Below are 21,574 nucleotides of genomic sequence, written 5' to 3'. Positions count from 1 at the left end.
GCCGACCTCCCCCCACGACGCACCTTCCCCTCACGACGCGTCCTCCTCCCCCGACGCCCCCGCCTCGCCGGAGCCCTGGCACTCGCCCTCGTCCTCCTGACCGCCCTCGCGGTCTCCACCCTCCCCGGCGGGGACACCTCCCCCGACCGCACCGGACGGACCTGCACCCCCCGCACCGTCGCGTCCTGGGAGCCGGACCCCGCCGTGACCGGGGAGTTCGCCCGCTACGGCGACGACGGAATCCTGCACGACGACTGGACCGGCGGCGACGGCACGCACTCCGTACGGCTGCCCGACGGGCGGGTCCTGTGGCTGTTCTCGGACACCTTCCTCGGCCGGGTGCACCAGCCGCCCAACCCGTCCGGCCAGCCCCACACCTGGCGGGAGATGTCGGCACCGGCCGTCCGCAACTCGGGTGTGCTGATGTCCGCGTCGGGCGTGCTGGAGCGGACCCTGCCCGCGCCCCTGTTCCCCGACCCGGCCCCGGACCGCTGGCGCTGGCCGGTCGCGGCCCGGGTGGAACCCCGTACCCCGGGCTCGGACGAGCGCGTCGTACGGGTCCTGCTGTGGACGCGGGAGACGGGCCGGGCGCCGTGGATCTACGGGGTGCCCGCGGCGACCGAGGTGGCCACGCTGTCGCTGCCGGACCTGCGGGTCGAGGGGATCACGACGGTGCTGGACCAGTCGTCGGTGGCCGACCCGGCCGAGCGGGTGCTGTTCGGGACGGCGGCGGTGGCCGACGGCGGCTGGACGTACGTCTTCGGCGGCGACGACGGCCGTTCCGCGCTCGGGGGGCACGCGTACGCCTATGTGGCGCGGGTCCCGGACGGCAGGCTCGCGGAGCCCGGCGCGTGGCGGTACTGGGACGGCCGGGGCTGGTCGCGGCGGGCCGAACCCCGCCCGGTGCTCGGGGACGGCGACGCCAAGGGGGTCGGCAGCGCGTTCACGGTGGTCCGGGACGGGGACACGTACACGCTGTTCACGATGGCGGCGGGGACACGGGGGCTGACGACCGTCACCGCGTACTGGGCGTGTTCGCCGAGCGGGCCCTGGCAGGGACCGGTGAAGGAGTTCGCGCCCCCGCTGCCGGAGGACTCCGGCGGCGGCGGGGGCCTCGCCGCGTACAACCCGCGGACGCACCCGGCGCTCGGCACCGACGGCGGACTGCTGCTCAGCTACGACGTGAACTGGCTGGACGCGGCGCCCGGTGTCGCGCACACGGAGGTCAACCGGAACGTGTCGCTGTACCGGCCGCGATTCCTGCGGCTGCGTCTGACGCCCGGGGACTGACGGGCTCCGGCCCGTCCGCACCGGCGACCGGCCGGGGCGGGGACACCGGCTCATGGCCGTCCGCGCCGGTCACCGGGTCGCGGGAGCGGCGGCGGGCGATGACCGCGCAGACCATGAGCTGCATCTGGTGGAACAGCATCAGCGGCAGCACCGCCAGCGACGCCTCCGCGCCGAACAGCACCCCGGCCATCGGGAGCCCGGCGGCGAGGGACTTCTTCGACCCGGCGAACTGGACGGCGATCCGGTCCTCGCGGGCGAACCCGAGCCGCTTCGCCCCGAACCAGCTCACCGTGAGCATCAGCGCGAGCAGGACGGCCTCGGCGCCGAGCAGGGCGAGCAGCCGCGGCGGGGTGACCTGCTGCCAGATCCCCTGCACCATGCCCGCGCTGAACGCGGTGTAGACGACGAGGAGTATGGAACCCCGGTCGACCAGCCCGAGCGCCTTGCGGTGCCGGGTGAGGAATCCGCCGACCCAGCGGCGCAGCAGCTGGCCCGCGAGGAACGGGGCGAGGAGCTGGAGCACGATGCGCAGCACGGAGTCGGCGGAGAAGCCGCCTCCGGCGCCGTCGATCAGCAGGGCGACCAGCAGCGGGGTCAGCACGATCCCGGCGAGCGAGGAGAAGGAGCCCGCGCAGATAGCGGCGGAGACGTTGCCGCGTGCGACGGAGGTGAAGGCGATGGACGACTGGACCGTCGAGGGCACCAGGGTCAGGAACAGGAACCCGCCGTACAGGGCGGGGGTCAGCACATACGGGACGAGGCCCTGGGCGGCGAGGCCGAGCAGCGGGTAGAGCAGGAACGTGCAGCCGAGGACGGTGAGGTGGAGCCGCCAGTGGCGCAGCCCGTCCAGGGTCTCGCGGGTGGACAGCCGGGCGCCGTAGAGGAAGAACAGCAGGGCGATCGCGGCGGTCGACGCCCCGGAGACGGCGTCGGCGGCGGGCCCCCGGGCGGGCAGCAGCGCGGCGAGTCCGACCGTGCCGAGCAGCAGGGCGATGAACGGGTCGACGGGCAGCCGCAGGCGTCGTGGGCGCCGGGCGCGCGGCGCGGCCGGACCGGGGGTGCCGTGGGGGCGGGGGGTCCGCGGCCCGGGGGTGCGCTGCATCGCTTCCTTCACTCGCTCGGTCCGGCGTGGTCCGGGGTCGTCGGTTGAATTTCGGTGCGGTTCGGTGCGGTTCACGTGGTGCGGCGGTCGTACGCGACGAGTGCGTACAGGTGCGTGACGGCACCGGCCGCACCCGCGCACCGCCCTCCCCATCGTCCTCCCCGGGGGCGTGATCGGGAATCCCGTACAAGCGACTCACTGTGATCGCGATTCGCGATGACCCCGGTACCGTGGAGGTGTGTACGACCCCACGCAGTTGCGGACCTTCCTCGCGGTGGCGCAGACGCTGAGCTTCACCCGGGCGGCGCGGCGGCTCGGGCTGCGGCAGTCGACGGTGAGCCAGCATGTGCGGCGCCTGGAGGACGCGGCGGGCCGTCAGCTCTTCCTGCGGGACACCCACTCGGTGGAGCTGACGGAGGACGGCGAGGCCATGCTGGGGTTCGCGCGGCGGCTGCTGGAGGTCCATGAGCAGGCGGCGGCCTTCTTCACGGGGACGCGGCTGCGCGGTCGGCTGCGGTTCGGCGCGTCGGAGGACTTCGTGCTGACCCGGCTGCCCGACATCCTGGAGGCGTTCCGGCACGACCATCCGGAGGTCGACCTGGAGCTGACCGTGGAGCTGTCGGGCACCCTGCACGAGCAGCTCGCGGCGGGGAAGCTCGATCTCGTCCTGGCGAAGCGCCGTCCCGAGGACACGGCCGGTGAGCCGGTGTGGCACGACCGGCTGGTGTGGATCGGCGCGGAGCGGCTGCGGCTGGACCCGGAGCGGCCGGTGCCGCTGATCCTGTACCCGCCGCCGGGGATCACCCGGGCACGGGCCCTCGAAGCGCTGGAGCGGCAGGGCCGCCCCTGGCGGATCGCGTGCACCAGCGGCAGCCTCAGCGCGCTGATCGCGGCGGCCCGCGCGGGGCTCGGGGTGATGGCCCACTCCCGGGGGCTGATGCCGCCGGGTCTGACCCGGGTGCCGGAGCGGGCGGGGCTGCCGGCGCTGGGCGAGGTCGACTTCGTCCTGCTGCACGGCCGGGGCAGGCGCCCGGGGACGGCCGCGGACACGGCGGACGCCCTGGCGGCGGCGATCCTGGCGGGCGGCGACCGACTGCACCGCTCACGCTGAAGCGCTGGAGCGCGGGCACGCCGGCCCGGGGGCACGCCAGCCCGGGGGCACGGGAGCACGGGGGCCCGGGGGCCCGGGGGCCCGGGGGCCCGGGGGCCCGGGGGCCCGGGGGCCCGGGGGCACGGGGGCACGGGGGCACGGGGGCCCGGGGGCACGGGGACACGGGGACACGGGGGCGCCCCCGCGTCGGTCGCACGCCCGGCGCTCGCTCCCGCCTCCCGCCCCCCGCACCCGCGCCGCACCCCACCCGGCGCGCTCGGGCAGATCCCGTAGGGATTCCGTGGAGATGACGGGACCGGAACCTACCGGCGGGTAAGCAGAAGGTGGACGTAGCGGGAGGGATCTGTCCGGGGGCTCCCGAGGTGGCCGGTTCCTCCCCCGGGAGCGCGGTCCGCGACAGACCGGAGGCCCTCTCCCACGGCACGGACGAGTGGGGTACGGTCGCCGCGCCGTGGGAGCCGCCACAAGGAGCACACACTTGCGCGAGTTCACCAGCCCGCCGCTGCCGACGGTGACACCACCGCTCGTCGGCGGCCTCGCCGACACCGTGTACGAGCATGCCCGCACCGATCCCCGGCACATCGTCCTCGGCCACAAGGACGGGACGGGCCACTGGCGGGACGTGACGGCCGCCCAGTTCCGCGACGAGGTCCTGGCGCTCGCCAAGGGGCTGCTCGCGGAGGGCATCCGCGCCGGTGACCGGGTCGCGATCATGTCCCGGACCCGCTACGAGTGGACCCTGTTCGACTTCGCGCTGTGGACCGTCGGGGCGGAGGTCGTCCCCGTCTACCCGACCTCGTCGGCCGAACAGGTCCTGTGGATGCTGCACGACGCGCGGGTGACCGCGGCGATGGTGGAGCACGAGGACCACGCGATGACGATCGCCACCGTCATCGACCGGCTCCCCGCGCTGCGCAGGCTGTGGCAGCTCGACGCGGACGCGGTCCGGGAGCTGTACGAGGCGGGGGCGCATCTGGAGGACGACATGGTCCACCGCCACCGCAGGGCGGTGACCCCCGACTCGGTCGCGACGATCGTGTACACCTCCGGCACCACCGGCCGCCCCAAGGGCTGTGTGATCAGCCACGGGAACCTGATGTTCGAGGCCGACACCGTCTACCGCCGCTGGGAGCCCCTGTTCCGCTCGGCGCGCGGGGAGGAGCCCGCGACGCTGCTGTTCCTGCCGCTGGCGCATGTCTTCGGCCGGATGGTGCAGGTCACGGCGGTCCGCTGGCGGGTGAAGCTCGGCCATCAGCCGCAGCTCGACGCGGCTTCGCTGCTCCCCGATCTCGCCGCGTTCCGGCCGACGTTCGTCCTGGCGGTCCCGTACATCTTCGAGCGCCTTCTCCAGACGGCCCGCCGCACCGCCGAACGGGAGGGCAGGGCGGCGCCGTTCGAGAAGGCCGTGGAGACAGCGGTGCGCTACGCGGGCGCGCTGGAGGACCGGGCGTTCGGCACGGGTCCCGGGCCGTCGGCGGCGCTGCGGATGCAGCACCGGCTGTACGACCGGCCGGTGTACGCGAGGCTGCGCGAGGCCCTGGGCGGACGGGCGCGGTTCGCGATGTCCGGCGGCTCCGGGATGGACCGCTCGCTGGGGCTGTTCCTCGCGGGCGCCGGGATCACCGTGTTCGAGGGCTACGGCCTCACGGAGACCTCGGGCGCCTCGACGGCGAACCCGCCCGAGCGCACCCGCTTCGGCACGGTCGGGCAGCCGCTGCCCGGCACGTCCGCGCATATCGCCGACGACGGCGAGGTGTGGCTACGCGGCCCGCATGTCTTCCAGGGGTATCTCGGCGCTCCGGGCGCGACCGGCGCGGACCGCGCCGGCGACAGCTGGTTCGCCACCGGTGATCTGGGGGCGCTGGACGCGGACGGCTATCTGACGCTCACCGGCCGCAAGAAGGAGATCCTGGTGACCTCGGGCGGCAAGAGCGTCTCGCCCGCCCCGCTGGAGGACCGGGTCCGGGACCATCCGCTGGTCGCGCAGTGCATCGTCGTGGGTGACAACCGTCCGTACATCGCCGCCCTCGTCACCCTGGACGCCGAGGCGGTGGCCCACTGGCTGGAGATGCGGGGCAAGGCGCGGCCCGCCACGGCGGAGCTGGTGCGCGATCCGGAGCTGGAGAGCGAGGTGCGGCGCGCGGTGGTCACGGCCAACACCCTGGTGTCCCAGGCGGAGTCGATCCGCACCTTCCGGATTCTCGCCCACCGGTTCACCGAGGAGCACGGGCTGCTCACCCCGTCGCTGAAGCTGAAGCGCGCGGCGATCGAACGGGTGTACGCGTCCGAGGTGGAAGCCCTGTACCGGGTCTGATTGCGCGCCCCTGCGCCGGGTCCGGTCCACGGGCCGGGGAAGTCCGTACCGGGGAACGGAATGCGTGACCGGTCGCGATCGATGACGATGGGAGGGTACGCGGGGCCGTCGCACCATCCCCGCACCGCTCGACCGAGCGACCGATCAGGCGACACACCGACGACTCGAAGGATCGAGAACCCGTGAGCAGCAAGGTCCCCCCGATCATCCTGAACAACGGCGTCGAGATGCCGCAGCTCGGTTTCGGCGTCTGGCAGGTCCCGGACGACGAGGCGGAGCAGGCCGTGGGCACCGCCCTGGCGGCCGGGTACCGCAGCGTCGACACCGCCGCGATCTACGGGAACGAGGAGGGCACGGGCCGGGCGCTCGCCGCCTCCGGCATCCCCCGCGAGGACCTCTTCGTCACCACGAAGCTCTGGAACACCGACCAGGGGTACGACGCCGCGCTGCGCGCGTTCGACGCGTCGCTGGCGAAGCTCGGCCTCGACCATGTGGACCTGTATCTGATCCACTGGCCGGCCCCCGCCCTGGGCAAGGCGGGCGACACCTACAAGGCGTTCGAGAAGATCCACGCCGACGGTCGCGCCCGTGCCATCGGTGTGTCGAACTTCCTCCCCGAGCATCTGGAGCGGCTGCTGGACGCCACTTCGGTGATCCCGTCCGTCAACCAGATCGAGCTGCACCCGAGACTCCAGCAGCGCGCGGCCCGGGAGTTCCACGCCGAGCAGGGCATCGCCACGGAGGCGTGGTCCCCGCTCGGCCAGGGCAAGGGGCTGCTGGAGGTCCCGGCGATCGTCGCGATCGCGCAGAAGCACGGGCGCACCCCCGCGCAGGTGGTGCTGCGCTGGCACATCCAGCTGGGGAACGTGGTCATCCCCAAGTCGGTGACGCCCACCCGGATCACCGAGAACATCGACGTGTACGGCTTCGAGCTGGACACGGAGGACATGGCCGCGATCCGCGCGCTGAACGAGGACCGCAGGCTGGGCCCCGATCCGGCGGACTTCAACGCGGCCTGACCCCGTCGTCCGCCGGTCCGTCAGCTCTCGCGGGGCGCCGCGACCGCGGTGTGGACCGTCTGGGCGGTGAGGAGATGGAGGTCCGGCCGGTTGCGCAGTCCGGCCGGGTCACCGGCGTCGACCAGCCGGTCCAGGGTCGCGAGGTCGGCCGCGTCCAGCGAGTCGCCCATGGCCTCGCGGCGCCGCTCGAACGACGCGACGACGAAGTCCCGCTCCTGGGCGGTCAGCGGCGCGGGACGGTCCAGCAGGAACGTCCGGGTCCCGGCCGGGCGCAGACCGGCCGACTCCAGCAGGGCGGGCCAGTCCTCCGTCTCGGACCTCGAACCGGGCAGCGCGTCCCGCATCGCGGAGAACCAGTCCTGCTCCACCGCGTCCATGCGGCTCTCCAGCGCCGGGCGCCCGAAGCCGAGGTCCCGGGGCAGCGAACGGGACGGGAGCCCGCCCTCCAGCAGGGCGAGGACCCCGCCCGGTGCCAGCCGTCGCGCGGCCGAGGCGAGTGCGGCCCGCTGGTCGCCCACATGGTGCAGCGACCGGCCGAGCCACAGCAGATCGGCGGGCGGCAGCCCGTCGAGCCCGTCGGGCAGTTCGGCGCGGACGGTCCGGACCCGGTCCGCGAGCCCTTCACGCGCGGCGCGCTCCCGGGCCAGTTCCAGCAGCGCCTCCTCCGGGTCCACCGCGATCACCTCGGCGTCCTCGAAGACCTCCGCGAGCAGACAGGCGACCACTCCGGGCCCGCTGCCCACGTCCAGCACCCGGCCCGGCCGGGGCAGCGACCCGGCGATCCAGCGCGCGGCCTCCCGGTACACCGGCGCGGACACCTCACCGCCCCGCTCGATGTAGGGCCCCATGACACTCCAGTCCATGGTGGAGTGATCGTGCCCGCCATGGCCCGGGTGACCCTGGTGCGCTCCACCGGCGTGGCCCTGGTGCGCTCCCTGATCCGGACCGCCGTGCCGATGCGGGTGCTTGCCGTGTTCCTGCGCCATGGTTCGTGGAACCGCCTTCCGTACGGACGGGGAGGCGGCGGACCCCGGTCGGGCCCGCCGCGTACCGCTTCGCCCAGGGTGCGGCCCGGGGGTCGCCACTGACCAGCCGCCTTGCCGTTCCGGCAAATTCGTTCCCGGGGATGCCGTGCGTCAGCCGACCGGGACGGGCTCCCAGAGCTCGGCGGAGCGGGCCCCGACCCGCTCCGCCACCCGTTCCAGCACCTCGTCCACCGGCAGCGGACCCGGGCGGCGGCCGTCCCGCAGCCGCAGCGACGCGAGCCCGTCGGCGGCCTCCCGTCCGCCGATCACCAGGTGGTAGGGGACGAGCCGGGCGGCCCTGATCCGCGCCCCGAGGGTGCCCCGGTCGGTCCCGGCCGACCGGGCGCGCAGCCCCAGCGCGGTACAGCGCCGCACCAGCCGCTCGGCGTACTCCGCCTCGGCGTCGGTGACCGGCAGGACCACGATCTGGACGGGGGCGAGCCAGCCGGGGAAGGCGCCGCCATGGGTCTCCAGCAGCTGGGCGACCAGGCGTTCCATGCTGCCGACGACACTGCGGTGAACCATCACGGGTCGGTGCGGGGCGCCGTCGGGGCCGGTGTAGCGCAGCCCGAAACGGGCGGGCTGGTGGAGATCGATCTGGACGGTCGACAAGGTCGACTCCCGCCCGGCCGGGTCCGCGATCTGGATGTCGACCTTGGGTCCGTAGAACGCGGCCTCGCCCGCCGCCCGTTCATAGGGCACCCCGGAGTCGTCGAGCACCCCGGTCAGCAGGGCCGAGGCGCGTTCCCACATCGCGGGGTCGCTGACGTACTTGCCGCCGGGGCCGGGCAGCGACAGCCGGTAACGCACGGCGCTGATGCCGAGGTCGGCGTAGGCGCGGCGGATCAGTTCCAGGGCCGCGGCGCTCTCCCCGGCGGCCTGGTCGAGGGAGCAGAAGATATGCGCGTCATTGAGCTGGATCGCCCGGACCCGGGTCAGTCCGCCGAGCACCCCGGACAGCTCGGAGCGGTACATACCGCCCAGTTCGGCGATCCGCAGCGGGAGTTCCCGGTGGCTGCGGGACCTTGAGCGGTAGATCAGCGCGTGGTGGGGGCACAGGCTCGGGCGCAGTACGAACTGCTCCCCGCCGACGTCCATCGGCGGGAACATGTCGTCGGCGTAGTGGGCCCAGTGGCCGGACAGTTCGTACAGTTCCCGTTTGCCGAGGACGGGTGAGTACACATGCTGATACCCGGCGCGGCGCTCCGCGTCGCGGATGTACTCTTCCAGGGTGTGGCGCAGGGTGGCGCCGTCGGGGAGCCAGTAGGGCAGTCCGGCGCCGATCAGCGGATCGGTGCCGAACAGGCCGAGCTCACGGCCGAGTTCGCGGTGGTCGTGCATGGTGGTCTCCTCGGGAGGCGAGGCGGGTGACCACACGGCGAAGCCCCGGGGCACTCGCCCCGGGGCTTCGGACTCTCGTTCAGCAGTCAGCGCGCCGGGACACTCTCCGGCGTCGTCGTCATTGCGGCACGCTTCATACGCCTCACGCTAACAGAACGGCTCGCGCCGCGGCCGGGACCCGTCGCGCCCTGGCGTGATCGCGCCTGGCTCCCAGCCCCGTTCACACCCGCCGCGACCTGCGATTTCCCGCCGAGCGACAGGTGACAGGAACCGCCCGGGGCGCGGCGGTGGCGGGCCGCCGTTCCCGCGTTCACCGCGCGCGTCGATTACCGTCGGGGCATGACTACCGCTCTGCCCGCAGGACCCAGGCCCCACCGCGTCGGCGCGACCCCCGGCCCGGCCGGCCGCGGGGTGGGCCCGCTGCTGCGGGACTGGCGGGAGCGGCGGCGGCTCAGCCAGCTCGAACTGGCGCTGCGCGCCGGGTCGTCGGCGCGGCACATCAGCTTCGTGGAGACGGGCCGTTCCCGGCCCAGCGAGGAGCTGATCCTGCGGCTCGCCGACCATCTGGACGTTCCCATGCGGGAGCGCAACGCGCTGCTGCTCGCGGCCGGGTACGCGCCCCGGTTCCCGGAGACCTCGATGGACGATCCGGCGATGGAGGGGCTGCGGGCGGGACTTGACCGGCTGCTCCAGGGCTACGACCCGTATCCGGCGCTGGTGGTCGACGCGACGTACCAGGTGGTCGCCGTGAACCGGGGGATCACCATGCTGATGGAGGGCGTGTCCGAGGAGCTGCTGGTGCCGCCGCTGAACGCGATGCGGGTGGTCCTGCATCCGGAGGGCATGGCGCCGCGCATCCGCAATCTGGCCGAGTGGCGCGGGCATCTGCTGGAGCAGATGGAGCGCCAGATCGCCCTGGACCGCTCGGCGGTCCTGCGCGAGCTGTACGAGGAGGTGGCCGCGTATCCGGTGGCCGACGGGGGCGAGTCGGCGGCGGACGGCGCCTCGGCCCCTTACTTCGCGCTGCCGATGCGGATCGAGCACGACGGACGTGTCCTGTCCTTCGTGTCGTCCATCTCGACGTTCAACACCCCGATGGATGTGACGGTGGCGGAGCTCGCCGTCGAGACGTTCCTCCCGGCCGACCGGGAGACCGCCGACCACCTCCGTGCGCTGGACGGCTGACGCCGTGTGACATCCACCACGAGGAGGGCCCGTCACTCGCCTGATCTCTTCCCGTACGCCCGGTTACCACCCCCCGCCGGGGCCGTGACCGGAACGTAACTTTCCATGTGAAACCCCGAGTGCCCCCGCCGCGTAGCCGACGCATGACAGACTGCTCACATGTTCGGCACGTGGGGAGGCGTGACGTGAGCGAACGGCGTGCCGCGCCGACCGTCGGGCAGGTCGTACTCGGGAAGCGATTGCAGGAGTTGCGGGAGGCCAAGGGCCTGACCCGCGAACAAGCAGCCGCACAGCTCCGGGTCACCGCCGCCACGGTCCGCCGCATGGAGATGGCGGAGGTCTCGCTGAAGATCCCCTACGTGCATGTGCTGCTCACGGCTTACGGGGCGGCCCAGGAGGAGGTCGACGGCTTTCTGTCACTCGTCGAGGAAGCCAATCAACCGGGCTGGTGGCAGCGGTACCACGACGTCCTGCCGGACTGGTTCAGCCTCTACGTCAGTCTGGAGGCCGAGGCCCGGCTCATCAGGTCCTACGAGCCGCATTTCGTCCCGGGACTGCTCCAGACCGAGCGCTACGCCCGTGAGGTGATGGCGGCGGGCACCATCGGGCACACCCGTCCCGAGGACGTGGAGCGCTATGTGGAGCTGCGGCTCGACCGCCAGAAGCTCCTCACCAAGCCCGACGCCCCGCATCTGTGGATCGTGATGGACGAGACGGTGCTGCGCCGCCCGGTCGCCGGCCCCGAGGTGATGGCCGAACAGCTGGACCGGCTGCTGGCCGCCGCGCAGACACCCGGACTGACGCTCCAGGTCGCCGAGTTCCACAAGGGACCGCATCCGGGGACGTACGGCCCGTTCGCCCTGTTCCGGTTCGCGCAGGCGGAGTTGCAGGACATGGTCTACTGCGAGTTCCTCACCGGGGCGATCTATCTGGACGGACGTCCCGAGGTGGCCACCCATCTGGAGGTCCTGGACCATATGTCGGCCCAGGCCGCCTCCACCGACCGGACGAAGGAGCTCCTGCGGGAGGTCCGCGACGCCTACCAGGCGGAGGCGGACGCCGCTCCCGGCGCGGAACCCGTCCGGCACGACCTCGCGTAGGAGAGCACGATGCCCGGCCGAGACCGGACCGCCCGCCCGACCGGGCCACCGAGGACGGCCCACCCCGCGCGGGTGTACGACTGGTGGCTCGGCGGCCGGGACAACTACGTCGCCGACGAGGAGCTGGGACGCGGTGTCCTGGACCTGGACCCCTCCGCCCGGCGCGGAGCCCTCGCCAACCGCGCCTTCATGCGCCGGGCGACCCGCTACGCGGCCCGCCGGGGCGTCCGCCAGTTCCTCGACATCGGTACGGGCATCCCGGCCGCGCCCAATCTCCATGAGGTCGCGCAGGGCGAGGCGGCGGACGCGCGGATCGTGTACACCGACAACGACCCGGTGATCCTGCGGTACGCGCAGGCCCTGCTGCACGGCACCCCTGAAGGCGTCGTGGACTGTGCGCACGGCGATGTCCGCGACCCGGACGGCGTCCTCGGACAGGCGGCGAAGTCCCTGGACCTGTCCCGGCCGGTCGCGCTGTCGCTGTTCGGGCTGCTGCACTACCTCGACGATGCCGGGGACGACGACGTGTACGCGCTCGTCGCCCGGTACACGGCGGCGCTGGCGCCGGGGAGCACCCTGGCGGTCTCCCAGGTCACCGCCGACACCGCGCCCGGGGTGATGGCGCAGGTGTCGCTGCGCTTCCGGGCGGGCGGGATGCCCTTCCACCCGCGTTCCCGGGAGCAGGTGACCCGGTTCTTCGACGGCCTCGACGTGGTGGAGCCGGGAGTACTGGCCGCCCCCGACTGGCACCCCGGCCTGGACGAGGACCCGGCGTCGTACCCGCCGCCCCCGCCCGGCCCGTCGGCCGCCGCGCCCGAACCCACGGACCCGGGCCCCGTCCCCGTACTCGCGGGCCTGGCCGTCAAGCCCTGACCTGTCCGCGCTCCCGGCCCGGAAGCGGTCGGCAGGACCGTCGGGGCATACGGATCACGCCACCCTCAAGGGCTGCTTCGCGCCTCTCCCGCCTGTCGGGTGGCGGAGGGGCGCCGGGTCGGCGGATGATCGAATCTGCGGAGTGGCGGCTCCGGGATGACCGCTGCCGTCAGGAGAGCCGTGATGTCCCAGAGTGTCCCAAGTGCCCCGCAGGTCGACGCCGTGATCGTCGGCGCCGGGGCGGCCGGTCTCTATCAGCTCCACCGGTTCCGGCAACTGGGTCTGAGCACCCGGGTGTTCGAGGCGGGTGACGACATCGGCGGCACCTGGTACTGGAACCGCTACCCGGGCGCGCGCTGCGACATCGAGTCCATGACGTACTCGTACACCTTCTGCCCGGAGCTGGACCAGGAGTGGGTGTGGAGCGAGAAGTACGCGACCCAGCCGGAGATCCTGCGCTATCTGCGCCATGTCGCCGACCGGTTCGGACTGCGGCCGCACATCACCCTCTCGACCCGGGTGCTGCGGGCCGTGCACCAGGAGGACGACGGGCTGTGGGAGATCACCACCGACACCGGGGAGCGCGTCACCGCGCGCTTCCTCGTGATGGCGTCCGGGTGCGCGACCGTCCCGAAGGAACCGGAGGTGCCGGGGCTCGCGGAGTTCGCGGGCCCGGTGCACCACACCTCGCGCTGGCCGCGTGACGGGGTCGAACTGGCCGGACGGCGGGTCGCCGTGATCGGGACCGGGGCCTCCGGGGTCCAGTGCGTCCCGCTGATCGCCCGGCAGGCCGCCGCGCTGACGGTCTTCCAGCGCACCCCCGTGTACGCGCTGCCCGCCCTGAACCGCCCCCTGACCGGGGCGGAGGTCGCCGCGCGCAAGGACGACTATCCGGCGTTCCGGGCCGCCCAGCGGGCGTCCAAGGGCGGCTCCGTGTTCACGATGCCGACCCGTTCGGCGCTGGAGACCGACGAGCGGGAGCGGACGGCCGCCTACGAGCACGCGTGGAACCAGGGGGTGCTGAGCGCCCTGCTGCGCTCGTACACCGATCTCCTCGTGGACGTGGACGCCAACGAGACCGCGGCCGAGTTCGTCCGGGGCAAGATCCGCGCGACGGTCAGCGATCCCGTCGTCGCGGAGGCGCTGTCACCCCGGAGCTATCCCTTCGGGACGAAGCGGCCCTGTCTGGACAGCGGGTACTACGAGACGTTCAACGAGCCGCATGTGACGCTGGTGGACCTGCGGCGGGACCCGATCGAGGAGATCACCGCGAAGGGCGTACGGACCGCCGGGCAGGAGTATCCCGCGGACGTGCTGGTCCTGGCCACCGGTTTCGACTCCATGACCGGCGCGCTGACCGGTGTCGACATCGTCGGCAGGGGAGGTGTCACCCTGCGGGAGAGATGGGGCGCCGGTCCGCTGACGTATCTGGGGCTGCTGTCGGCCGGGTTCCCCAACCTCTTCACGGTCACCGGGCCGCTGAGCCCCTCGGTCCTCACCAACATGATGGTCTCCATCGAGCAGCATGTGGAGTGGATCACCGACTGCGTCGCGTATCTGCGCGAGCGGGGGCTGACCTCGATCGAGGCGACACCGGAGGCGGAACGCGACTGGGTGGAGCACACGGCCGGGACGGCCGCGCGGACGCTCTACCCGGCGACGGACTCCTGGTACACGGGCGCCAACGTGCCCGGCAAACCCCGGGGGTTCCTCGCCTACACCGGCGGGGCGGACGTCTACCGCGCGCGGTGCGACGCGGTCGCCGCGGGCGGCTACGAGGGCTGCGTCCTGCGGTAGGCGGGCGCACCGGCCGCGGTGGCGGGCACACCGGTGCCGCGGCCGGGCCGGGGCCGCGGTACCGGTGCGGGGATCAGGCCAGCTTGGCCGTGAGGGTGATCGTCGTGCCGGTGAGGGCCTGGCTCACCGGGCAGTTCTTCTTGGCGTCCTCGGCGGCGGCGGCGAACGCCTCCGCGTCGAGACCCTCGACGGTGCCCTCCACCGTGAGGTGGATACCGGTGATGCCCTCACCCGGCTGGAACGTCACGTCGGCGGACGTGACCAGCTTGGTGGGCGGGTTGCCCGCACCGGCGAGCCCGTGCGACAGCGCCATCGAGAAGCAGCTGGAGTGCGCCGCGGCGATGAGCTCCTCGGGGCTGGTCTTGCCGTTCGCGGCCTCGGCCCGGGACGGCCACGACACCGGCTGCTCGCCGATACCGGAGGAGTCGAAGGTGACGACGCCGTTGCCCTGGAGGAGGTTGCCTTCCCACACGGTGTGTGCGGAGCGCGTGGTTGCCACGTCAGTGCCCTTTCCGAGAGGTTCCTGGAGTCCCGTTGCCGGGGTCCGTGCCCCCATCCGATCACACTCCCGGGCGCGCCGGGCACTTCCCCTCTCAGCGGACCCGGAACACCGGCCCGCGCGGGGTGAACGGCAGGGCCCCGCCGGGCGGCAGCAGATACGCGTGCTCACGGCGCACGGTCAGCACATCGCACCAGCCGTCGGTGATGATCAGCAGGGGCGCGGTCGCCGGGAAGTCGTCGGCCCGGCGCAGCAGATCGACCGCCGGTTGCAGGACTGTGCCGCCGCGGCCCCTGACCCGGACCCGGCCGGCGATGTCCTCGACGGGGACGTACCCCGCGTCGTGCGGGGCCGCGTCGCAGAACACCACCCGCGCGGCGGGGACGTCCCGGGCGGCGGCGTACGAGGCGATCGCGCCGAGCGCCTTGCCGAGCAGGACCCGGTCCATCGAACCCGAGGTGTCGAGGACCACACCGAAGGTGCAGCGGGCGATCTCCTCGGGCGGGAACCGGCGCCCCGCGCGCGGGATGTCCGGGGTGGACGCCTGGCGGCGGGCCGGGCGGGCGAAGGTGCGCAGCGGCTCGGGCCGGGGCACGAACTCGTCGAACCAGCGGGCCAGCCGGGCGTCCCAGGGCAGCGGTGGATGGCTGAGCGCCCGGATCTCCTCCACGAGTCCGGCGGGCAGGGTGCCGCGTTCCTGGTATCCGTGCAGGTCGAAGCCCTGGACCAGACCGCGCCGGTAGAACTCGTCGAGGTCGACGTAGTCGGCGGGGCCGCGGGCCAGTGGTTCGCCGAGGATGTCGCCGCGTCCCTTGCCGCGCAGGGTCGACAGCCGCCGCATCCGCCGCAGATCGCCCGCGATCCGGTCGTAGACCTCCTCCGCCGACAGCCCGGCCAGCTCGGGATCGTGGAGCAGTCCGTCCGGCATCAGTCCGACGTCCATCTCCCGCAGCCAGCCGTTGATGACGTAGTCGGCGGCGACGTTGAACAGGTACGGGTCGCGTCCGCCGAGCCGGTCGCCGTGGCGCAGGGCGGCGTGCAGCATCTCGTGGGCGAGGACGAACCGCCACTCCTCCGTGGTGAGCCGCACCAGCGGATTGATGTAGATCTCGCCCGCGGTGGCGTTGACGGCGGCGATGGCGATGTCATGGGCGCGGGCCAGTTCCGCGTCGGCGACGATCCTCATCCCGGCGGCGATCCCGCCGAGCAGCGGGTACGAGGACACGAACCAGTTGAGCGCGTGGTGCCACTCCCTGACGCGGGGCGCCTCGTCCGAGAAGGACATCCGGCGTCCGCCCGCCACGTCCATGGCCACGGAGACACTGCGGGTCAGGGCCCTGGCGAACGCCTCCTGCCAGTCGGTGGGCGGCGGGGTGAACTGGTCGTCGGGCCAGGAGGTCAGCACCTGGTCGGGGGCGTCGCCGCCGGTGCCGCAGCGCTCGTAGGCGACCGGGACGCCGTCCCGGCGCCAGCCCGCGGCGATCTGCTCCTCGTCGCCGCCCGGCCAGCTCGCCGGGAGGTCGTCGGGGGGCTGTCCGCAGGGGAAGGTCTCCTGGAACCGGTTCACGACGGCGCAGCGGGCGGCGAGGTCGGCGCGGTCGGGCTGGACGCGCTCGCCGGTCGCCGCGGGGACATGGCCGAAGCCGAGATGGATGACGCAGTGGGCGATCGCCCAGGCCCACTCGGCGGGTTCGGCGCGGCGGGTGGGGTGCGCGTGGAGCGCGCCGCCGGAGTCGATCCGGCACAGCCCCCGCTCGGGGTACTGACGGCATTCCTTGCCCCGGCACACGGTGGGTTCCAGGGCGGCGAGCGCGGGGTTGCGCATCGCCAGCTTCAGCCCTTCGGCGAACGCCTCGGCCGCCGGGTCCGGCTTGGCCTTGCCCTTGCCGCCCCGGCCGGGGCCCCGGCTCACCGCCGGCCCCCGCGGGTACGGCCGGTCACCGGCGGGCCTCCACCAGGCGCGGCATGTCGCGGGCCGCCTCCACCAGGAACCAGGCGGGCAGCACCGGCTGTCCGTCGGCGTCGTCCGCGATGACGGCCTGCGCGACCTCGACGGAGATCTCCGCGAGCTGCACCAGCAGGGCCTTGGCCCGGTACGCCGTCTGACGGCCCGTCGCCGACACATGCTGCTTGTCGGCGGGCAGTTCCTTGACGAGCCTGCCCCGGAACGCCTCGGCGAGGTAGTACAGCAGATCCCGGTCCCCGAGGCCGCGCGGCCAGGAGGCGTCGCCCTTGAGGATCGCGTCGATGCCGTACGCGTGCCGGACGATCTTCACATAGCCGCAGAACGCGACGGCGTGCGCCGGGCTGAGGGTGCCGTGCGCGACGACCTTCAGGGTGTCCTCGTCCAGGCCGGGCCCGAAGGAGTGCAGCGCGTCGGACAGCATGTGCCAGGACCGGGGGGTGGAGAACGGTTCCTCGGTCTTCGGGGGCTTGGACCACAGATGGTCGGGCCGGTCCGTGAGGTGGTCGAGTATCCAGGGGTGGATGCCGTTCGAGGCCGCCCACAGGAGCCAGTCCTTCGCGGACGCCTGGAGATGGACATGGGTGAGCCGGTTGATCAGGGCGGAGGCCATCGGGCGGGCGAGCGCGTTGTCGGTGGCGCGGTTGCCCGCGCCGATCACGATGGACCCCTGGGGCAGTTCGTAGCTGCCGATCCGGCGGTCGAGGATCAGCGAGTAGAACGCCTTCTGCACATCCGGTGTCGACGCGTTCAGTTCGTCCAGGAACAGGCAGTAGGGCTCGTCGCGGGCGATGGCCTCCGGCGGGCAGAACACCGAGCGCCCGTCGCGGATCTGCGGGACCCCGATCAGGTCCTCGGGGGCGAGCTGGGTCCCCAGCAGGCTCACGCACTCCAGCCCCAGCGACTCCGCGAAGTCCCGCACCAGCGACGACTTGCCGATCCCCGGCGCGCCCCACAGGAACACCGGCCGCACGGTCGCCAGACCGAGCAGCAGCTCGGGTATCCGGGCGGGGGTGACGGTGACGGCCGGCTGCACGTGAGGACTCCTGGTGGGGGGTGGGGCGCGGCGATGGCCCGTGCCGGAAGGGGTACGGCGTCAGGCGCCGGGCGGCGGGACCACGCCGCGGCCGGCCGGTGCGGCGCCGGTGACGACGGGAACAGTCTGGACGGGACGGTGGCGCGGCGCAGCCGAATTTACCGGCGGCCGGGCGGGGCCGCGGGTGGCCGGTCGGCCCGGGACACGGGTGAGGCCGCTCCCGTTCCGCCGCCGCGCAGCGATGTGGCCCGGGTCGTACCGGGCCGGGCCGCGGGACGCTTCTTACGGGTGCCGTCGCGCAGCACCCGTACGCCGTCCAAGGCGGCGGCTCCCGGGTGCGGCCGGTCCGGGTGCGCGAGGGAGACCGGTACCTGGGGTCCCTCCTCGACGCCGAGCCAGTGCCGGAACAGTCCGTGGAGCTGTTCCGCGCCGACGAGTTCGGCGCGGTCGGCCAGCGGGTCCGGCAGGTCCAGCGGGGAGAGCAGGAACGGCTTGCCCTGACAGCCGCCGAGGCCGCCGTGCGAGCCGATCTGCTCCTCGAAGGCGTGGACCTCGCCCTCCCCGGGGTCGTACATGGAGTTGATCATGATGTCCGCGGTGTGCGGGAAGCCGTGGGTGCGGCGGACCGCGTCGGCCGCGCCCGGACCGAAGTCGGTGAGCGGACCCGGGTGGTCGTCCAGGTCGGCGAGCGGTATCTCGGCGCCGCGTGCCCCGAGCACGACCCCGCCGTGCTCCTCGCTGGCGACCAGCAGGAACCCGATCCCGGGATGGTTGGCGAGGGTCTGGAGCAGCGCCGGGTGGCGCAGGTCGATCTCCTCCTTGGTCATCCGGTGCGGTACGTCGGGGAAGGACACCAGTCCGAGGTTGCCGGAGGCGAGTACGACGGGTTCCGTGCGGCGGGCGTGCCGCTCGGGGCCCTCCTTCTCGGCGGGCCGGTGCAGGGCGGCGCGGACGGCGGCGCGGGCCTCGGCGCCGCTGCGGGTACGGCTCGCGCGCCGGGGCACGGGCAGTCCGCAGCCCGCGCGGACCAGATTGCCGAGGGTCAGTCCGTAGCGGCCCAGGAACGTCTCCCCGGGGCTCTGGCCGTGGTCGGACAGCACCACGATCCGGTACGGGCGGGGCGCGTGCTCGGCGACCTTCGCGAGCAGGGCGAGGGAGCGGTCGAGGCGGACGAGGACCCGGTCCGTGTCGTGGCCGCGGGGGCCCGAGTGGTGGGCGACCTCGTCGTAGGCGACGAGGTCGGCGTAGACGGCGCCCCGGCCCGCGAGCATGTCGCCGAGCACGGCCGCGACGACGACATCGCGCTCCACGACCGTCGCGAAGGCCCGCACCAGCGGGTAGAGCCCGCCGCGGGACACCCGGGGGCGGCGGCGCTGGATACGGGCGTACGTGGACTGGCCCATCTCGCGGACGACCTCCGCGACGAAGGACAGGGCGGTGCGGACGGCGTTCGCCGGGTCGCTGAAGTACGCGAAGTAGCCCGCGCGGGAGCGGTTCTCCCGGCCCCGGCGGGCGGACACCGACAGCACCAGGGCGAGCTGGTCGGCGCCACCGCTGAAGAGGTTGCCGCGGCTGGCGCCGTCCACGGTGAGCAGTCCGCCGTCGCCGGTGTACTCGATGGCACGGCGTTGCAGCTCGGCGGCGCTGGTGGGCCGGTTGCAGACCATCAGCTCGTCGGTGTCCTTCTCGTACCAGCGGAAGGCGGGGATGTCGTGGTTGCTGCCGTGCATGATGCCGAGCTGGCTGGCGCCGGTCTGGCTCGACCAGTCGGTGCGCCAAGGGGTGAGCCGGTGGCTGGCGTGCCGCCCGTCGGCGTCGACGGGCCGGCCGAGCCAGCCCCCCACGGTGGGCATCAGGCCCTTGCCCACCGCGTCGAGCAGGATGTCGTGGCCGACGCCGTCGAGCTGGATGAACACGGTGCCCGGGGTCGGCGGGCAGTCCCCGTCGGGGGCGCGGCGGCGGCGCCGGTCGGCCAGCCGGTACAGACGGCGGCGGTAGGCGTCGTCGTCCCGTACGGCGAGGGCGGCGCCCGTCGCGGAGGCGACGGCGGACATCACCGCGGCGACGACGACCGCGGTCTCGGGGGCGACCTCGCCGCGGCCGGCCGGGTTGAGCCGCATCGCGAGGAGCAGCAGGAAGCCGTTGAGGAAGAACACGAGCAGGCCCAGGACCAGGGCGGGCACCAGGAGCAGCGCGCGGACCAGCAGGGGCCAGACCAGTGCGCTGAGCAGGCCGAACGCACCGGCGCCGAGGGCGGCGGTGATCGCGATACGGGTGGCGCTGTCGCCGTCCGGCGATTGGAGGCGGAAGTCCGGGAGGGCGCCGGCGAGGGCGAGCATCGTCAGGGTGCTGACCGCCCAGACGGTGACCGAGCGCCATGCGGCGCTGCCGAGTCTTCGCCATCGCCTGACCGGCACGTGGCCTCCCGCCTCGCCTGTTGGTACGGGTCCCCAGCGTAGCCCCGTCCGGGGAGGCCCGAGTTTCCCCCCGCACCCCGCACGCCGGTCCGCGCGCTCCCCCGCGCCCCCGGGGTCCCCCACCTGCTCCGACCTCGTCCGGTGCGGGCCGTCCGGGGGTGCGCGGTTCCCCGCGCCCCTGAGGTTCCCCACCTGCTCCGACCTCGTCCGGTGCGGGTTCAACGGGGGCGCAGTTCCTCGCGCCCCTGGGGTTCCCCACCCGGACGTACTTGTTCCCGTGCGGGCTCTCCGGGGGTGCGCAGTTCCTCGCGCCCCTGGGTTTGCGCTTCCTGGCGTAGCTGGCCGGGTGCGGGTCGCGCGTTGTATGCGTGGTAGCCCGCGCCCCTGGGGTACTCGTTCCTGGGCGTACTTGTTCCCTGTGCGGGTTCGACGGGGGGCGCAGTTCCCCGCGCCCCTGGGGTTCCCCACCTGAGCGAATCTTGTCCGGTGCGGGGCGTTCGGGGGTGCGCAGTTCCCCGCGCCCCTTTGGGGCGTTCCGCACGGTTCGCTGTTCGGTGCAGGGAGAAAGTGACGGGGGGTACGAGCGCCCCGCAAGGGGCGCGGGGAACTGCGCAACACCACGTGCGACCCGCACCCGACCAGGTACGCCCACGAACGAGTACCCAGGGGCGCGAGGAACCGCGCACCCCCGTCGAACCCGCACAGGAACAGAGTCGGCCCAGGTGGGGAACCCCAAGGGCGCGGGCCACCGCGCATGCAACGCGCGTCCCCGCACCCGAGCAGCTACGCCAGGAAGCGCAAACCCAGGGGCGCGGGGAACTGCGCACCCCCGGACGACCCGCACCGGACAAAGCCGGCCCAGGTGGGGAACCCTAGGGGCGCGGGGAACTGCGCACCCCGTCGAACCCGCACAGGAGCGGAGTACGTCCAGATGGGGAACCCCAAGGGCGCGGGGGCTGCGCGCCCGCGAACGGCCCGCAGCGGGGTGGGTGGGGGCGGGGGTGGAACCCCGGGGCGCGAGGTCCGAGGGGACCGGAGGGCTGGGGCCGCCCCGGTGTCAGGGGTCAGCGGCCGTCGTACCCCGCCGTAGGCATCGACAACCGACGATGCACGCGCGCCTTCATCTCCGCGTCGTAACGGGGCTCCTCCGTACCGACCGTCTCGACCCGCACCCCGCGCCGCCCGCACTCCGCGGTGAAGTCGTCCACCGACCGCAGCGCCCGCTCCAGCACCCGGCGGCTCGGCGCGACGAACAGATCGACCTGGCCGTCGTCCACGTCCGACCACAGCGCGCAGTGGTCGTACCGCAGCGCGTGCACGAGGAGTTCCCTGGTGATGACATAGCCCTGCGCCGCGGCCCAGCGGGCACACATCGCGTACTGGCTGCGCGAGTCGACCAGGAAGGGGTCCGCGTCCAGCTCCTCCAGCGGGGTCAGGCTCGCGATCGCGGCGACCCGCACCGTGCCCGGAATCCCGTCGGCCCCATCGCCGCTGTCCATGGT

Annotated in this window: 16 protein-coding genes; 8 read left to right on the top strand and 8 right to left on the bottom strand. The window is 73.6% G+C overall.

The genetic code is table 11. The annotated features are described in order from the left end of the window. Nucleotides 1-75 precede the first annotated feature (75 nt). Complete coding sequence (locus AB852_RS20195) at nt 76-1,290, top strand: DUF4185 domain-containing protein (RefSeq protein ID WP_073790558.1); 1,215 nt, start codon at nt 76-78, stop codon at nt 1,288-1,290. Here the strand turns inward: AB852_RS20195 and AB852_RS20190 are convergent. Continuing rightward, nucleotides 1,226-2,302 carry a bile acid:sodium symporter family protein gene (locus AB852_RS20190; RefSeq protein WP_342748486.1) on the bottom strand — a complete coding sequence of 359 codons (1,077 nt, stop codon included), beginning with the start codon at nt 2,300-2,302 and terminating at the stop codon, nt 1,226-1,228. The genes AB852_RS20195 and AB852_RS20190 overlap by 65 nt on opposite strands. Before the next feature lie 328 nt (nt 2,303-2,630). Between AB852_RS20190 and AB852_RS20185 the strand changes: the two genes are divergently transcribed. The 3 genes from AB852_RS20185 to AB852_RS20175 all read left to right on the top strand — a co-directional run bounded on the left by AB852_RS20185 (nt 2,631) and on the right by AB852_RS20175 (nt 6,836). Then, entirely contained in the window at nt 2,631-3,503 is an 873-nt protein-coding gene (locus tag AB852_RS20185) for a LysR substrate-binding domain-containing protein (protein WP_073790326.1), read from the top strand. 478 nt (nt 3,504-3,981) lie between these two features. Then, nucleotides 3,982-5,817: an AMP-dependent synthetase/ligase gene (locus AB852_RS20180; protein WP_073790323.1), complete on the top strand. Its 1,836-nt coding sequence runs from the start codon at nt 3,982-3,984 to the stop codon at nt 5,815-5,817. Nucleotides 5,818-5,999: 182 nt separating this feature from the next. Further along, nucleotides 6,000-6,836 (top strand): aldo/keto reductase, encoded by an 837-nt coding sequence (locus tag AB852_RS20175; RefSeq protein WP_073790320.1) that lies wholly within the window; start codon nt 6,000-6,002, stop codon nt 6,834-6,836. Nucleotides 6,837-6,856: 20 nt separating this feature from the next. On the opposite strand, the gene AB852_RS20170 is transcribed toward AB852_RS20175, so the two are convergent. Together AB852_RS20170 and thrS are read right to left on the bottom strand one after the other, a co-directional pair. Then, nucleotides 6,857-7,822, bottom strand: a complete 966-nt coding sequence (locus tag AB852_RS20170) for a class I SAM-dependent methyltransferase (RefSeq protein WP_073790317.1) — start codon at nt 7,820-7,822, stop codon at nt 6,857-6,859. A gap of 150 nt (nt 7,823-7,972) precedes the next feature. Further along, nucleotides 7,973-9,202 carry a threonine--tRNA ligase gene (gene thrS, locus AB852_RS20165; RefSeq protein WP_073790314.1) on the bottom strand — a complete coding sequence of 410 codons (1,230 nt, stop codon included), beginning with the start codon at nt 9,200-9,202 and terminating at the stop codon, nt 7,973-7,975. A gap of 339 nt (nt 9,203-9,541) precedes the next feature. Here thrS and AB852_RS20160 point away from each other — a divergent pair, with 339 nt between their 5' ends. From AB852_RS20160 to AB852_RS20145, 4 genes are all read left to right on the top strand, one after another. Beyond that, entirely contained in the window at nt 9,542-10,387 is an 846-nt protein-coding gene (locus tag AB852_RS20160; RefSeq protein ID WP_073790312.1) for a helix-turn-helix domain-containing protein, read from the top strand. Nucleotides 10,388-10,572: 185 nt separating this feature from the next. Further along, nucleotides 10,573-11,487 (top strand): helix-turn-helix domain-containing protein, encoded by a 915-nt coding sequence (locus AB852_RS20155; protein ID WP_073790310.1) that lies wholly within the window; start codon nt 10,573-10,575, stop codon nt 11,485-11,487. A 9-nt stretch (nt 11,488-11,496) separates the two neighbouring features. After that, nucleotides 11,497-12,360 (top strand): SAM-dependent methyltransferase, encoded by an 864-nt coding sequence (locus tag AB852_RS20150; RefSeq protein WP_079184781.1) that lies wholly within the window; start codon nt 11,497-11,499, stop codon nt 12,358-12,360. A 183-nt stretch (nt 12,361-12,543) separates the two neighbouring features. Beyond that, nucleotides 12,544-14,157, top strand: coding sequence for a flavin-containing monooxygenase (locus tag AB852_RS20145; RefSeq protein ID WP_073790304.1), 1,614 nt, complete (start codon nt 12,544-12,546; stop codon nt 14,155-14,157). Nucleotides 14,158-14,230: 73 nt separating this feature from the next. Here AB852_RS20145 and AB852_RS20140 read toward each other — a convergent pair whose 3' ends face one another. From AB852_RS20140 to AB852_RS20120, 5 genes are all read right to left on the bottom strand, one after another. Next, entirely contained in the window at nt 14,231-14,656 is a 426-nt protein-coding gene (locus AB852_RS20140; RefSeq protein WP_073790301.1) for an OsmC family peroxiredoxin, read from the bottom strand. Between the two features lie 94 nt (nt 14,657-14,750). Then, nucleotides 14,751-16,568, bottom strand: a complete 1,818-nt coding sequence (locus AB852_RS20135) for a vWA domain-containing protein (RefSeq protein ID WP_073790299.1) — start codon at nt 16,566-16,568, stop codon at nt 14,751-14,753. A 25-nt stretch (nt 16,569-16,593) separates the two neighbouring features. Continuing rightward, the gene (locus tag AB852_RS20130; RefSeq protein WP_073790296.1) at nt 16,594-17,655 is read right to left on the bottom strand and encodes an ATP-binding protein; all 1,062 of its coding nucleotides are present in this window, start codon (nt 17,653-17,655) and stop codon (nt 16,594-16,596) included. 158 nt (nt 17,656-17,813) lie between these two features. Further along, a complete protein-coding gene (locus AB852_RS20125) occupies nt 17,814-20,072 on the bottom strand; it encodes a phage holin family protein (RefSeq protein WP_079184779.1) in 2,259 nt (752 codons plus the stop codon). Between the two features lie 1,064 nt (nt 20,073-21,136). Continuing rightward, nucleotides 21,137-21,571 (bottom strand): hypothetical protein, encoded by a 435-nt coding sequence (locus AB852_RS20120; RefSeq protein ID WP_073790294.1) that lies wholly within the window; start codon nt 21,569-21,571, stop codon nt 21,137-21,139. Between the last annotated feature and the right edge of the window lie 3 nt (nt 21,572-21,574).

The organism is Streptomyces uncialis, assembly GCF_001905345.1.
In the GTDB taxonomy this organism is placed as follows: domain Bacteria; phylum Actinomycetota; class Actinomycetes; order Streptomycetales; family Streptomycetaceae; genus Streptomyces; species Streptomyces uncialis.
The sequence above is the reverse complement of the archived record's forward strand: the minus strand, read 5'-3'. Positions and strand labels throughout refer to the sequence as shown.